16 protein-coding genes are annotated in these 15,294 nt (G+C 30.2%); 10 read left to right on the top strand and 6 right to left on the bottom strand.

From position 1 onward, the window contains the following. The first annotated feature begins 57 nt into the window (after window positions 1-57). The 5 genes from T483_RS0100330 to T483_RS0100300 all read left to right on the top strand — a co-directional run bounded on the left by T483_RS0100330 (window position 58) and on the right by T483_RS0100300 (window position 7,310). Window positions 58-1,056, top strand: coding sequence for a LacI family DNA-binding transcriptional regulator (locus T483_RS0100330; protein WP_026885008.1), 999 nt, complete (start codon window positions 58-60; stop codon window positions 1,054-1,056). A 930-nt stretch (window positions 1,057-1,986) separates the two neighbouring features. Beyond that, complete coding sequence (gene ppsA / locus T483_RS0100320) at window positions 1,987-4,599, top strand: phosphoenolpyruvate synthase (protein WP_026885007.1); 2,613 nt, start codon at window positions 1,987-1,989, stop codon at window positions 4,597-4,599. 151 nt (window positions 4,600-4,750) lie between these two features. Then, window positions 4,751-5,386: a Vat family streptogramin A O-acetyltransferase gene (locus T483_RS0100310; RefSeq protein WP_026885006.1), complete on the top strand. Its 636-nt coding sequence runs from the start codon at window positions 4,751-4,753 to the stop codon at window positions 5,384-5,386. 384 nt (window positions 5,387-5,770) lie between these two features. Beyond that, on the top strand, window positions 5,771-6,028 hold the full coding sequence (locus T483_RS0100305) for a CD3324 family protein (protein ID WP_026885005.1): 258 nt from the start codon (window positions 5,771-5,773) through the stop codon (window positions 6,026-6,028). 415 nt (window positions 6,029-6,443) lie between these two features. Beyond that, window positions 6,444-7,310 (top strand): sialate O-acetylesterase, encoded by an 867-nt coding sequence (locus T483_RS0100300; protein WP_026885004.1) that lies wholly within the window; start codon window positions 6,444-6,446, stop codon window positions 7,308-7,310. A gap of 103 nt (window positions 7,311-7,413) precedes the next feature. On the opposite strand, the gene T483_RS31985 is transcribed toward T483_RS0100300, so the two are convergent. Then, window positions 7,414-7,854, bottom strand: coding sequence for a peptidase MA family metallohydrolase (locus T483_RS31985; protein WP_278247390.1), 441 nt, complete (start codon window positions 7,852-7,854; stop codon window positions 7,414-7,416). Between the two features lie 21 nt (window positions 7,855-7,875). Then, window positions 7,876-8,172, bottom strand: coding sequence for a hypothetical protein (locus T483_RS31980; protein ID WP_242841777.1), 297 nt, complete (start codon window positions 8,170-8,172; stop codon window positions 7,876-7,878). Window positions 8,173-9,247: 1,075 nt separating this feature from the next. On the opposite strand from T483_RS31980, the gene T483_RS0100290 reads away from it, so the two are divergent. The 3 genes from T483_RS0100290 to T483_RS0100280 all read left to right on the top strand — a co-directional run bounded on the left by T483_RS0100290 (window position 9,248) and on the right by T483_RS0100280 (window position 10,766). Further along, complete coding sequence (locus T483_RS0100290; protein WP_026885003.1) at window positions 9,248-9,658, top strand: peptide deformylase; 411 nt, start codon at window positions 9,248-9,250, stop codon at window positions 9,656-9,658. 183 nt (window positions 9,659-9,841) lie between these two features. Continuing rightward, window positions 9,842-10,375: an RBBP9/YdeN family alpha/beta hydrolase gene (locus T483_RS0100285; protein ID WP_026885002.1), complete on the top strand. Its 534-nt coding sequence runs from the start codon at window positions 9,842-9,844 to the stop codon at window positions 10,373-10,375. Window positions 10,376-10,457: 82 nt separating this feature from the next. Beyond that, window positions 10,458-10,766, top strand: coding sequence for an MGMT family protein (locus T483_RS0100280; RefSeq protein ID WP_026885001.1), 309 nt, complete (start codon window positions 10,458-10,460; stop codon window positions 10,764-10,766). Window positions 10,767-11,060: 294 nt separating this feature from the next. On the opposite strand, the gene T483_RS0100275 is transcribed toward T483_RS0100280, so the two are convergent. After that, window positions 11,061-11,621, bottom strand: coding sequence for a TetR/AcrR family transcriptional regulator (locus T483_RS0100275; protein WP_026885000.1), 561 nt, complete (start codon window positions 11,619-11,621; stop codon window positions 11,061-11,063). 116 nt (window positions 11,622-11,737) lie between these two features. Between T483_RS0100275 and T483_RS0100270 the strand changes: the two genes are divergently transcribed. Beyond that, window positions 11,738-12,496 carry an EFR1 family ferrodoxin gene (locus T483_RS0100270; RefSeq protein ID WP_026884999.1) on the top strand — a complete coding sequence of 253 codons (759 nt, stop codon included), beginning with the start codon at window positions 11,738-11,740 and terminating at the stop codon, window positions 12,494-12,496. Window positions 12,497-12,796: 300 nt separating this feature from the next. Here T483_RS0100270 and T483_RS0100265 read toward each other — a convergent pair whose 3' ends face one another. The 3 genes from T483_RS0100265 to T483_RS0100255 all read right to left on the bottom strand — a co-directional run bounded on the left by T483_RS0100265 (window position 12,797) and on the right by T483_RS0100255 (window position 14,317). Continuing rightward, window positions 12,797-13,312: a hypothetical protein gene (locus T483_RS0100265; RefSeq protein WP_026884998.1), complete on the bottom strand. Its 516-nt coding sequence runs from the start codon at window positions 13,310-13,312 to the stop codon at window positions 12,797-12,799. 139 nt (window positions 13,313-13,451) lie between these two features. Continuing rightward, entirely contained in the window at window positions 13,452-13,862 is a 411-nt protein-coding gene (locus tag T483_RS0100260) for a hypothetical protein (RefSeq protein ID WP_026884997.1), read from the bottom strand. Beyond that, window positions 13,859-14,317, bottom strand: coding sequence for a LytTR family DNA-binding domain-containing protein (locus tag T483_RS0100255; protein WP_026884996.1), 459 nt, complete (start codon window positions 14,315-14,317; stop codon window positions 13,859-13,861). Before T483_RS0100255 ends, T483_RS0100260 begins: the two co-directional genes overlap by 4 nt. A gap of 447 nt (window positions 14,318-14,764) precedes the next feature. Here T483_RS0100255 and T483_RS28570 point away from each other — a divergent pair, with 447 nt between their 5' ends. Continuing rightward, window positions 14,765-15,190 (top strand): MarR family winged helix-turn-helix transcriptional regulator, encoded by a 426-nt coding sequence (locus T483_RS28570; protein ID WP_035789912.1) that lies wholly within the window; start codon window positions 14,765-14,767, stop codon window positions 15,188-15,190. Window positions 15,191-15,294: the final 104 nt, after the last annotated feature.

The raw sequence follows: 15,294 nt of genomic DNA, 5'->3' as shown, positions 1-15,294 counted from the left end.
AGAAATATTAAGAACATACAGTTAAATATTTTATGAAGGATTGAGGTAGTTAAATATATGAATAAGATAACAATGAAAGATATTGCAGAAAAAGTAGGAGTTTCAAAAACGACAGTATCTATGGTTGTTAATAAGAAAGATAGCAATATAAGCGAAGAAACAAAAAATAAAATTTATAGTGTTATAAAAGAAACAGGATATATTCCTAATAATGTGGCTAGAGGGTTAAATACAAAAAAATCTGGAAGCATTGGAATGATTATTCCAGATATATCAAATCCATTTTTCTCAGAGTTATCAAGAGCTATAGAAGATGTTGCAAATAAGTTAGGGTACAATGTGATTTTGTGTAATTCTGATAATAATCCAGATAAAGAAAAGAAATATGTAGAGCTTTTAATAAGCAAATTAATTGATGGAATAATTTTAATTCCGGGACAAGAAAGTGAGAATAATGCGAATATTTTGAAATTGAATGGCATACCATTTGTGGTTATGGATAGATATATTAAAGGTTTTGAAGATTATCCAGGGGTTTATTTTGATAATAAACAAGGAATAAAATGTGGTATAGAGTATTTATATAGTAAAGGTAAGCGAAATATAGTATTTGTTTCTGGACCCAAAAAAATAAATGTAAACCAAGAGAGAATAGATGGGTATAAGGAGATTATGACTAAGTATGGAATTTATAATAAGTCATTAATTTTTGAAAGTACATTTTCTTTAGAAGGTGGTATTGAAGTAACTAATCAGATAATTGATCAATGTGGATGTTTTGATGCTATCTTTTATTCTAATGATATAATGGCTATAGGTGGGATAAAAACTCTTAAAAGAAGAGAATATAGAGTTCCGGAAGATATTCTGATAATGGGTTTTGATGGAATAACACTATCTAAAATGATCGAACCAGAACTTACAACAATTCAACAACCTATTTATAGTATGGGACAACAAGCATCTAAATTAATAATAGATATTATAACAGAACAGCCAATAAAAAATAAAAAAGTATATTTTACACCTAATATTATAGTTGGCGGAACAGCCTAGCACAAAAAGTGTTGTAATGAGAATGAAGCTGTGATCTATTATGCACATGATACTGTGGAAATAGTACATACTACTGAATTAAAGAAACTTCTTCTAAGACATATAACACTTATCAAGATTATATCAATTCATTAAGTTTTGATGAAAAATGGATTTAATATAATGTAAGTACCAATACTTTTAAAATTACAATTACCGAAGTATTTATTAAGCGTTATAAGAATGTAAGCAAAGATGTAGGCGCATTTTATGATTTAAACCATAAATAAGTGGAAACAATGTATTTGGAAATAACGACAATCAGTCACTGCATTTTTATAGTGTTGTGACTGATTTATTATAGAAAAAATAAAGATAAGTATTCTAAATATAGTAATTGGAATCTTTCAGCAATAGATTAATATGAGAACTAACTAAAAGCTCTTGATAAGTTTAGTAATACCATCAAAATATGTACAATCCTATTTATTACTTAACTAATCACTATAATGCTTACAAGAGCTCTAAAGTGGCAAGCTATTGGAGAATTTATATAAGAATCACCAAGGAAATACAGAGTCAATTATTGAGATAAGCCTTGCATTGGCATTTGAAAACTACGAAGGTGCAAGCAAATGATGTTAATCTAGAAATGTTTAGGGCCAGGAACACATAAGAGTGGAATTTACCGGAAACAGCATTGATAATTTTATTAAATGAATCAACTATTCCCCTCAACTTTATTATACCATATGAAATTTTTAAATAACAGGCTTATAATATGTGCTTATTCTGTGTATCATAGGAACAGAATCACTTCGTAGAAATTGCTTCACTCGTATCTAGAAAAGTAATTAAAAGTCTAAATGGTTTTTAACGAGCAGTATAAGCGTGCGAGCAAGTGAATTAAACTACTCAGGGTTCCGACTTAAAAGAGGAAGGGGAATGTGTATGAATTCATATGTACTTAGCTTTCAGGAAATTGATAAAACAAGGATTTCCATGGTTGGAGGGAAAGGCGCTAATCTAGGAGAATTATCTAGAATTACTGAAATTTTAGTACCAGAAGGTTTTTGTGTTACGACAGAAGCATATAAAAAAATAACTGAAAATAATGAAGAACTTAAAGGTTTATTAGATGAATTATCGCATTTTGGAGTAGAAGACATAGAAAAAATAAGAGAAATTAGCAGTAAAATTCGCAAGGTAATCGAAGGAATAACTATACCTGAGGTTATTAGCGAAGAGATTGCCAGATTCATATTAAGACTTGGTGAAAAAGATTCATATGCTGTACGTTCTAGTGCAACTGCAGAGGATTTGCCGACAGCTTCTTTTGCAGGTCAGCAGGATACGTATTTAAATATTATTGGAAAGGAATCAATCTTAAAGCATATCAGAAAGTGCTTGGCATCACTGTTTACAGAGAGAGCAGTAATTTATCGTATTCAAAACGGATTTAACCACAATAAAGTCCACCTTTCTGTGGTTGTTCAAAGGATGGTATTCCCTAAGACAGCAGGAATTTTGTTCACTGCTGATCCTGTTACTTGTAATAGAAAAGTGGTATCCATTGATGCAAGCTTCGGGCTAGGAGAGGCTTTGGTTTCTGGATTGGTGAATGCTGATAATTATAGAGTTCGCAACGATAAAATAGTAGATAAGAAAATATCTACTAAGAAGCTAGGTATTTATGCTTTAAAAGATGGTGGTACCGAAGAGTTGGAGATTGAGCCTGAGAGGCAAAATAGTCAAGTGTTGACAGATGAACAGATTTTGAGACTTGCGCATATGGGGAGAAAGATTGAAGAGCATTTTGGCTGTCCACAAGATATAGAATGGTGTTTGACTCACGATACATTTTATATTGTTCAGAGCCGACCAATCACTACTTTATATCCAATTCCTGAAGCTAATGATGAAAAAAAACATGTCTATTTATCTGTGGGTCATCAACAAATGATGACCGATCCTTTGAAGCCACTCGGAATGTCTTTAAAGGAGTTAATATCTTTTGGCCGATGGTTTAAAGCTGGTGGAAGGCTGTTTGTTGATGTGGCACCAATGCTGGCTTCACCAGATGGCAGAAAAAACTTATTAAATAATATGAAACAACTCGAACCTCTCACAGAAGACGCAATTATGACCATAATAGAGCGAGATTTCATAAAATGCTTACCAAATGATAAAGAGGAACAGAGTGATCTTAAAAGTAATAAACGTGGTTCCACTGCAGGTTCAGAGCCACAAAAGGAATTGGATCCAACAATCGTTTCTGAACTCATTAAGAAGAGTCAATCATCAATAGAAGAGTTAAAACAAAAAATCCAAAGGCCATTAGGGGTAGATTTAATTGATTTTATTCTGGAAGATATAAATGAGTTAAAGAGAATTTTATTTGACCCACAAAGTACAGCTGTATTTATGTCTGCTATAAATGCTTCGCTTTGGATTAATGAAAAGATGAACGAGTGGTTAGGTGAAAAAAATGCAGCCGATACTATTTCTCAATCTGTACCAAACAACATTACTTCGGAAATGGGTCTAGAATTAATGGATGTGGCAGATATGATACGTCCTTATCCAGAAATAGTTGATTTTTTACAAAATGTAAAAGATGATAACTTTTTGGAGGAAATTATTAAGTTTCATGGTGGAAAGGAAGCCCAGGATGCAATCTTGTCTTATCTTAGGAAATTCGGAATGCGCTGCAGCGGAGAAATCGATATTACTAGAACTAGATTCAGCGAAAAGCCAATTACACTTGTCCCTATGATTTTAAGCAACATTAAGAACTTTGAGCCTAATGCTGGCAAAATGAAATTTGAGCAAGGGCGACAGGAAGCTTTAGATAAAGAGCAAGAGTTATTAAGTCGGTTAAGAGAGTTACTGGATGGTGAACAAAAAGTCAAAGAAACAAAACGAAATATCGACTTGATCAGGAATTTTATAGGTTACCGCGAATACCCAAAATACGGTATGATTAGCCGCTATTTTGTTTATAAGCAGGCCTTAATGAAAGAAGCGAAACGACTCGTACAAGATGGTGTTATTCATGAAAAAGAAGATATTTACTACCTTACTCTTGAGGAACTTCGCGAAGTAGTACACACAAATAAACTTGATTATGATATTATAATAAAGCGAAAAGACGAGCACAAATTAAATGAAAAACTAACACCACCACGTGTTATGACCTCTGATGGTGAAATCATTACAGGTAAATATAAACGAGAAAATCTTCCAGATGGTGCGATTGCAGGTCTAGCTGTTTCTTCTGGAGTAATCGAGGGAAGAGCACGTGTCATCTTAAACATGGAAGATGCTGTGTTAGAAGCAGGAGATATATTAGTCACCTCCTTTACAGACCCTAGCTGGACACCATTATTTGTATCAATAAAAGGTCTAGTGACTGAAATTGGGGGACTCATGACTCATGGAGCCGTTATCGCGCGTGAATATGGTTTGCCAGCAGTTGTGGGAGTTGAGAATGCTACCAAATTGATAAAAGACGGGCAGAGAATCCGAGTAAATGGAACTGAAGGATATATAGAAATTTTATAGTGATGTAGATATTGTAAATTGAAATTACCAGGCAGACGGGTGGAAACTTGATAAAAATAATTACTGAGGATCAATATTCATTTGACTATAACATTGATTCTAAAGAAGTCAGAAATGAACAAATAAAAGAACTGAAAGGAGTGAGTACTCTATGACAGGGCCAGACAAGAAAAAGCTATATCCAAATACAAAGACGGTTTGTTATATAAGTAATCTACCTAAAAAATCTAATGTTGAGATTGGAGAATATACTTATTATAGTGATAATAAAAAATCTCCTGAGAAATTTTATGATAATATAGAGCATCATTATGAATTCTTGGGAGATAAACTTATAATAGGCAAGTTTTGTGCAATTGCAGAGGGGATTAAGTTTATCATGAATGGAGCAAACCACAGAATGGATGGAGTTACAACTTATCCCTTCAATATCTTTGGAGGTGGTTGGGAAAAGGTCACTCCAACAGTAGAACAGTTGCCTTTTAAGGGAGATACAGTGATTGGTAATGATGTATGGATAGGCCAAAATGTAACTATTATGCCAGGGGTTAAGATTGGTGATGGCGCGATTATTTCCACAAATTCAACTGTAGTGAAAGATGTTGAGCCGTATACTATTTATGGCGGTAATCCAGCCAAGTTTATTAAAAAGCGTTTTAGTGATGAAAAAATTGAATTTTTACTGAAGCTTCAATGGTGGAATTGGGACGAAGAGAAGATATTTAATAATCTTGAAAAGTTAACATCAGAAGTTGGTTTAGATCAATTAATGAAAGAATATATATAAATCATAAGCTCTGCATAGCTTGAATAATAATATAGGCCAACAAAATTTCATATATTCAAATTGATTAAGAAATTGCAGTTATTAACTAATTCTCATCATTTCTACCAAACTTTGACTATTAGGATTAATCTTGACGAGATAGCCTTCTAAAAATTGAAGTGTTCAGGCATTGGATTTAAAGATTAACTATGTTATACGCATATATATCAATTAGAGGACTTTGGAGGTGGTAGGTATGTTTATAAATTTAAAAAATGAAAATAACTTACAGAGTGCTTATGCCCATGCAGAATAGTAGAAATGCAACAAACTGCGTGGGATAAAAAGTTGCATTAGCTGCTGATTCTGCACTTTATTTAATTAATTAAGTAAAGGGGTAGGAGCATGAAATATATCAATGCAGCAGATGTGCTTCCAAAAGAATTATTGAATGAAATTTTAAATTATGTAGATGGAGAATTGTTATATATTCCTGCTTCTAGAAAAAAACGAAAGTGGGGAGAAAATAGTGGTTCAAGAGAATATTATAAGAAACGTAATAGTGAAATAATCAATCAATATAAAAATGGAGCGACAATAACTAATATTGCCGAGAAATATTGTTTATCATATGATTCAGTAAGAAAAATAGTGAATAAATAAAACAAGAGAGATCTTACCACTTTGGTATGGTCTCTTTTTATTCTCCAGGATTATAGTCAAGTCAAATTTGTGAACAGTGTTCCCTTGTAGCTATAAATTATGGGAAAGAATAATTATAACTATTCTTAAGGCTATTAAGATAGAGCAGAAAATTATAAAATAAAAGCATGCTTTAGTAGTAATTAAGCAAATACTAAGAGTGATATTTTTATTTAGAATAGATAATATCAATAACAAAATCCACATACATTTTAAATAATAACCTAGGCTTGTTCAAATAATAAATCTACTATGATAATTAATAAACCTCGATTTTAAGGAATTTGGAAGATTTATCAGTTGCTACATAAGTCGATTAATAAAATTAAAGTGTAATCTAAAAAGTGGATTGATAAACAAGGAGGAAAAGATATTTATGATAAACTCGTTTTTAATGGTTGGTCAATCAAATATGGCCGGTCGTGGATTTTTAAAAGACGTTCCACTAATTTGCAATGAACGTATAAAGGTAATGCGTAATGGAATATGGCAAATAATGACGGAGCCTATAAACTATGATAGGCCTTACTCTGGAATTGGTCCAGCAGCTTCTTTCGCAGCTGCATGGTGTAGAAAAAATAAAGATGAAGAAATAGGTTTAATACCTTGTGCTGATGGTGGTACAAGTTTAGATGATTGGTCAGTAGATGGTCCGTTATTTAAACATGCTATATTACAAGCAAAACTTGCTAAAGAAAGTAGTAAGCTTAAGGGAATTCTATGGCATCAAGGTGAAAGTGACTCTCTTTCAGCACTTTACAAGCTTTATAATAAAAAGTTTTCGGAAATTGTTGATGCATTTCGAAGAGAGCTTGGTGAACCGGATATTCCTATTATTATAGGTGAAATTGGAGATTACTTAGGAAGTGGGTTTATGGGTGCATATTTTCCAGAATACCCTAAAGTAAATGAGGAGCTTATAAAGTTTGCCAAAGAACATAAGAATTGTTATTTTGTAACAGCGTCAGGATTAACAGCTAATCCCGATGGTATTCACATAAATGCAGTTTCACAGAGAATATTTGGGCTTAGATATTTTGAAGCCTATGATAAACTAAAGCATATATTAACTCCTCTAGAAGGTGAAGAAAATGCTATTAACATAGACAGTGAAAGAGTTTTAACGAAAGCTGAAAAGATGACAATATTAGAAAATGAATTTGCTGGAGGCCATATATCATTAGAAGACTACAAGTTAAAAATGTCAAATATCAATAATGATAATAAGGTTTTTTTAAGCTAAAAAGTATGGTAGAAAGTTAAATGAGGAAGTTTATTTTCCTCATTTAATACATAATATTAAAAGATTTTCTAATTAGTAAGTAAGTTCAAAAATGTCTGATAGTCTAATTTAGTGAGTAGTTCATTTTTATATAATCAATCCATTTGTTATGAAGCTCATCTTCGGTTATTCCGAAAATATCTACAAAACTATTGGGTGCTTTTATCAAATTGCACAGCTTGTCATAGCCAAATAATTTGATTATTGATTCTACTATAGTATATGAGTATTGATATCCATCATATTTGAAGAAAGTTTCAAAATCATCGCCTGTATCTAAAACTTTAAATGTAGGAACAATATCATTTGCTAGTCCATTTTTAACAGTTTTTACTATCCAGTTTTCATTATTGTCTTTTGCTTCATAACATGCAATTCCTTCATTCAACCACCTTGGTGTATTCTTATTTATTTTATTTACCATGATATGAACTAATTCGTGAACAGCTGTATTTAATACATTATGAAATTCTGAACCTGGTGGTGGGTTTAAAGGTGACGCTATTACAATTTTACCTATTCCAAGTCATCCTCTTACCCACCCGGGTGCATTTGGAAATCCCAAAGCTATATGAAGCTGATTATGGTCTGGATGAATCTCAATAATCAATTTTTCTTCAAGTTGTTGATTGAAAGTACTAGTAATTCTATTATAGCTATTTTCAAGAATATCAGAAACTTTATCTATACAGCTCTTATCAAATTCAGTGTAATGGATTATAAAATGTTGAGTTTCTTTTCTTAAATTTAATTTATAGTCTTTCTCTATATCTGAATTTACAAGTTCAATGTTATCTGAAATTTCTTCTATTTTTTCCGTCATTTCAGTCTTCACCTTTCAATATGTTATTTGGATAGAATGATTTATAATTATGTGATAAATCAAACATGTTCATATGTAATTATAGCACTTATTTAAATATAATTTACATGATTAAACATATATTTCCTAAATGTAATTTGAAATAAGCTTTTCAATAAGTGTGAAGGACACACACCATTACATTAAATTTCTTGATTAGTCTTTTAATAAATTTGCTAATGATCTACATAATAAATAATTTTTTGAAATCGAATCCTAATTTGTTTGAGGTAATATAAGCTTCTTCTAAATAAGAATGATTTTATGTGCCCGTATAATAAAAAAGGCTATAAATAAATACTTCTGGTATTTTTACCATAAATATGGTGAAGAATATATATTCTGAACAATATTTATTCTGAAGAATATTAGAATATATATTCTTCAGAATATGCTTTAATAATGCGGATTTGAAGGCCGTGGGGTTAAAAAAAACCTGGATTTTCACGTAATTTAAGATGGGAAAACAGATTTTCATATTGGGAGAGAAAAATTTTGATCTGATAATAAAACAAATAACTTTACAGGCTACTAGAAATGAAAAATCTAGAAGTTAAAAACTCTACTATAATTAATAACTCAATAAGATATTCGTCTCGATTTACTTTTCCGATGTTGATAAAACAATTATGCATTGCTATTATGGATTAAAAGATTAATCCACTTTATAATAAACTGATGAGAATTTTCCTTAAATAAATTCTGGATCTATCTAAAATTAGCGATTGATATTCTACCGTAATATATAACTTAGAAAGGTATGCGTCATACCTGTTACAGTGAACCAGATATAGGGATAATCAAAATAGATAGAGTATGATTAAGTATTAAAACATAAACCAATGATATTAAAAGTGCCATTGGTTTATGTTATAATTTTTTTAGTCAGAGATGTGTATTAAATAAAGAACTTATAATTAATTATACAAAAGGACATAGTTACGCAAATTTATTTAGTAGGATTAGGTTATAAGATGTATTTTAAAAATACATCCTATTCTTTATAAAAAATATAACTGAAAAAGAGGTATAAATTATGATAAAACCAATAGTAAAAGATATATTGTTTTTAGGACAAAAGTCAGAAGAGGCAACTAAAAATGATATAGTAGTAATTGATGATTTAATAGATACATTAAGAGCAAACTTAGACCATTGTGTTGGATTGGCTGGTAATATGATTGGAGTAAAAAAGCGTATATTGGTATTTAGCGTAGGCGACCTTATTGTACCTATGATAAATCCCGTTATATTAAAAAAGGAAAAGCTTTATGAAACAGAAGAAAGTTGTTTATCTTTAATTGGATTTAGAAAAACAAAGAGATATGAAATGATAGAGGTTACGTATCTTGATAGAAATTTTAAGAAGCAGAAACAAGTGTTTACTGGATTTACAGCACAAATAATTCAACATGAAATGGATCATTTTGAAGGTATAATAATCTAATTACCAAGTTAAAAACTTAGTTTGAGTGTACTAAAAATAAATGTTGAAATGCAAAGGCAAAGCACAATATTCCCGTTATATTTGATTGTAATAACTGCCTTTACACTTGCATATACGCATGTTAAACGTGAATAAAAAAATGAAATCTTTTCGAAAAAGTTAGATAGATTTGAGGTGTTAATAATGAATATAAAGGTAGTTCCTGGCCTTAATAACTCTGGGCCAGAGCATTGGCAGACTATTTGGGAGAAAAAATATGGATTTAAAAGAATAATCCAAGAAGAATGGGATTATCCTGAATATAAAGAATGGGAAAAGAATTTAATAGAAAATCTTTCAAGAGAAAATCGCTGTGATGTAGTATTGATTGCACATAGCCTCGGCTGCTTGCTTACTGTAAAAGCCATGCCTAAGATACGAAAGTACTTGAAAGCAGTCTTCTTAGTGGCTCCACCAGATTCAAACAAGGAACAATTTCCAAATTTTTTAGATTCCTTTGAGCATTTGCCAGAAGATAACCTGCAGCTACCTGGAATGCTGGTTTATAGTGAGAATGATCAATATTCCTCATCTCTGTTTTGTATAGAAAAAGGTAAACAGTGGGGCCTTGAAACAATGTCTGTTGGCAGAAAGGGTCATATAAATAGTGAATCCAATATAGATGATTGGAGTGAAGGCTTTAATTTATTTCAGAAACTATTGGAAAGAATTCAATGAAATAATAAACCCAATAATATTTACTTTTCCAAGTCTTAAAGTACGATATCTTCAAGTAAGGATTAGTATTACAGGTGAATATATGAAAAAGATTATGAATGAACAATTAATTTATGAAATACTTTCCGTTGTAGAAGAAATCCCTGAAGGGAAAGTAGCTACATATGGACAAATTGCCAGCCTTATTGGCAGAGAAAAAAATGCACGGCTTGTCGGGAAGGTTCTTAGCCAAGCAGAATTTTATGGGAGATATCCATGCCATCGTGTGGTAAATCATGCTGGAAGATTGGCGCCGGGGTGGCGGGAACAACGATTTCTGTTATTAGAAGAAGGTGTATCCTTTAAAGATGAGAATCATGTTGACATGAAGAGAAATCAGTGGGAATGCTAGGATTGAGATGAAAGGTGAATAAACAACATTATGCAGATGATCTGTCGTTAGAAAATCTGGTCCAAAGGGCAAGTGTTAGCAAATCAGAGTGTTTGCGTTGTTTTGAGCAGACGTTGCAGAACGCACCTTATAAATATCTTATAGATTATCGCCTGCAAGCGTCAGCGATTCTTTTACTTTTAAGACTTAAACCAATGGTATTTATAATATCATTGGTTTAAGTTTTAATTTTTATGAGTTAAGGATGTGTATTAAGTATAGATAAACAATCCACTTTTAGAATAGGTAGCTCTTTTATATCAATGAGATTCCAGCAATATGAGTTGAAAGCCGCTCATAAACCATATCAGCCATCTTCTCATCACTCTCTGCCATGCCATTTTTACACCATGATATCAATACATTAAAAAGCCCCCCAGCAATGAAGTCAATATTATATTTTTCAAATTCAGGAGAGCAGTCCATGGTGCATGTTATAGCAGCGGATAAGATATTAAGAAATTTAACAGATCGTTCAAGTATCAAGTGGGTTAATTTAGATCGGAGTAGGTTCTCAATAAATTTTTGATGTTGTCTAAAATAATAAAAATATAATCGTGTCATTTCATAATTACTGATTTCTTTATTATTTAAAAGAGCTGAGTACTCTTTAAACATGTTATCAAGATGATCAATAAGGATATCCTCCATTATGCTGTAATTACGATAAAAAGCCATCCGTGATACACCAGCTTTTTGTGATACTTCGGTAATAGAAATATTCTTAAAGTCCTTTTTCTCCATTAAAGACATAAGAGCACCCAAAATACTCTCTTTTGTAATCTTATTCTGTTCAGAGTTATATTTATTAGTCATAAACAATTTTCCTCCTTTTGTAACAGCTAGCCTATATTCACTTGAATTATTTACTTTATCAAATTATACTATAATCCATAAGAGGTTACAAGTGAAACGTCTGAAAGGAGAGCGTTATGAAAATATTATACTTTACAGCAACTGGCAATAATTTATATGTGGCAAAGAGAATTGGAGGGGAAAGTTACTCTATTCCTAAGTTAATGAAACTAGGACAGTTTGAGTTTGAAGATGAAAAGATTGGTATTGTATTTCCAAGTTATTATGGAGGGGTTCCTAAAATTGTCGAGGAGTTTCTAAATAAAGTTAAACTAAAAAGTAAATATATTTTTGCCGTAGTGTCTTTTGGATCACTTTCAGGAGCAGTCATACCTGAGCTTTTAGAAATTGGGAAAAGAAATCAAATCCAGTTTTCATACATTAATGAAATACTTATGGTTGACAATTACCTTCCAGTGTTTGATATGGATAAAGAGATGAAAAAAGAGCCAAAGAAAAATATAGAAGAGAATCTTGCGCAAATAATTAATGATATCCAGGTTAAAAAAGTATATATCAAGAGACATGCTGCAGTTATAAGATTTATTGAAGCAATATTAAAAAAGGTTCATTCTAAGAATAAGGCTAACGCTCAATATGATAAGAATTTCTATGTAGAAGATACCTGTAATAGCTGCAAAGTTTGTGAGAAAGTTTGCCCAGTAAATAATATTAATGTAGATACTAAACCTGTGTATAAAGGAAAGTGTGAGCAGTGTTTAGCTTGTATTAATCATTGTCCGCAGAATGCTATACGACTTAAGCAGGAAAAAAGTAAAACTAGATTTATTAATCAAAATGTTAAATTGAAGGAAATAATAGAGTCAAATAATTGATCATTATTTAGACATTACTGATTTTAATTCATAATATACAAGGGATACACCAAAAACTATATCACTTGCTACTGATAAATATAATAGTGAGTGATAAGTCTACTGAAATTGGATAATACGTATCAGCGGGGATAGTTTAAATCAACAATGAAACCAACTAAGTTAGAAATTGATATGCTCCTTTTATAGAAACAGTTTTTTATTTTTACTGTCTACTATAAGGGGAGCATATCAATTTAGTAGGGGATTTAACTGATAAAATACATGTGAAGTTTTAATTTAGATGTGTTGATCATATACCTAAGCTAATGCTTTTAAGTTTGAGTAAGACTTATATGCTTGTAGGATACCTCCAATAAATAATCCAACGGAAAAGCCAGATAATAATGAATATAAAATATTAAAGAAAAGTGTACTGTATAACAACGGATTAACAGCCATAGCAACATTTAATAGATATTTAGCAAAAAAATTAGTCATCATAATAGTTATTGGTAAATATGAGCCGGTTTTATATAGAGAGCCATCTTTTATATATATTTTTCTATATCGAGAATATAAATAATAAGATATTAAAGTACCAAAGCACATACAAATGGTATAGAAAATCATAGAAATACCTAAGTAGCTAAAATTTGTTAGTAACTTTTCTAAGCCCCAAATAATAAAAATGGATGGCATAATGAACATCTTAGAAAGTGATAACTCACCATCTTTACTAGCTTTAATTCCACGCTTTAAAAGATAAATAAATATAACCCAAACATAAAAAGGAGTTTGGCTAAATACTTCCGAAATAATATTAATAATCATCATAATAATATAACCTTCTTTCTTAATTCATATCATGTTGTAAGAGTACAATATAAATTAAATAAGGACAATACGTATTTACGTAAGCGGTATATTTATATAACTAAGCGGTATTAAAACTAATATAAAAATAAACAGAAACCTACTGTTGTTTTTTATTTTTTCTATTTCTATCTAAAATCTCATTCATTTTCTTTACGTCTATTTTCTCATATTGATAATTAATAAGTCTTACGCATATGTAAATTAATATAACTTCAATAAACGTTGAGAGCATTAATGATAAGGACATATTCCAGTTAAAAAGATAATTTGATGCAGCAATCATTAACCAAATTATAACTATATATAATAATGGGTTAAATATTGAGTCCTTAGAAATAATATATTTATTGATAACTATCTTTATTAATGAAAAGAATAATGATAAATCTAATAATTCACAAATCTTTTCATTATCTAAAGATTGTTTTGTAATAAGCTGAAATATTGTTATTACTGTAAAAACTACTGAGGTTAATTTTAATATTTTTTTTAAATATTTAAAGGTCATTTGCTATCCCTCATTCCCAATTTGTTTTTTAAATTTGCAACATATCTTCTTGAAATTATTACTTTTTCATTATTAGTTAAAAGGGCCTCCAGATTTCCGCTTAACTTTGGATAAAAAGAGTGTATCTTATCAATATTGAGTAGCAAGGATTTAGAAATTCTAATAAAATTCATACCAGCTAATTGTTCCTCAAGAACATACAATTTCTCAGAAATTTCATAGGTTTGAGCTTTTGTATAGATGAATACTTTTCTATCTATTGACTCTATATAAAAAATTTCATCCACGTTTACTTTGTAATATTTTTCTTCTTTTCTTCCAAGTAAGTGTTTAATAACTTCATTTGATGATGTCAGTAATTCTATGGCCTCAGTAACTTTTTCTTGAACATTGTGTACGTTAAAAATAACTTCTTCCTCTAATTCAGAAGAGATAATGTTTATGCTAACCTTCATTTTCACACTCCTACAAATTAAATACTGTTAATATATAAAATCATATAGTACAGTTTCATAAATAATCATTATTTCTATTTAAATATTCTTCTAAACAAAATATGATAATCATTTTCCATAAAGTACATACTTATTTATATATAAAATATCATATAGACTAAAATAAGTAAAATAAGAGAAGAACAGGAGGCTGATTAATATAAAAATATGTATATAATAATGCTGATTATATGGAGAATATACAAACAATTTATGCATTAGTTTCTAAATTAATTATGAATTAAAAGAGCGCATTTATTTCTATAACCATGAGGAAATCTATTAGCCAAGTATTGATTTATATATAAATAATTGTATAGTATACATAAATATAACAGTATTGACAAAGAATTAAATAAGTCTTATTATAAAAATAGTTCATATATGAAATATTTGAGGGGTAAGAATATGTCAAAAGGTTTATTACGTAATATTTACATGAAAATTCGTCATATTAATGATGTTTCTGTTAATAACTTTGTTGATTCAACTTCTGGATATGAAGCTACAGGAGTTCAATTTGGAGTATTAAGAAATATACCATTAGAAGGCACAATTACTATGTCTGAATTAACAGATAAAGTACAATGTGCTGCAAGTAATATGACAACAATAATAAGAAGAATGGAAAAACAAGAACTTGTAGTAACCTTTAAAAATTCTTCTGATAAGCGCCAAACATTGGTTTCTATAACTGAAAAAGGAATTCAGGTGCGTTCTAAAATGGACATTGCGTATCAAAATTTCTTATTGGATATGTATGGTGTTTTAAGTGAAGAAGAACAGCAAACATTATATAAGTTACTTGCAAAAATAGAAGATAACCTTAATTAATAAGGTTTTTCTTTTAAAGGAATATTTCATATATGAAGTATTCCTTTAATGTATGTAATAGAAAATACAAAAGAGTTTATTTCTATTAATAAAAGGTAGCCTCA

The organism is Clostridium beijerinckii HUN142 (assembly GCF_000621745.1).
Taxonomy (GTDB): Bacteria; Bacillota; Clostridia; order Clostridiales; family Clostridiaceae; genus Clostridium; species Clostridium beijerinckii_A.
Note: the sequence above shows the minus strand (reverse complement) of the source record. Positions and strands in the feature narration are given on the sequence as shown.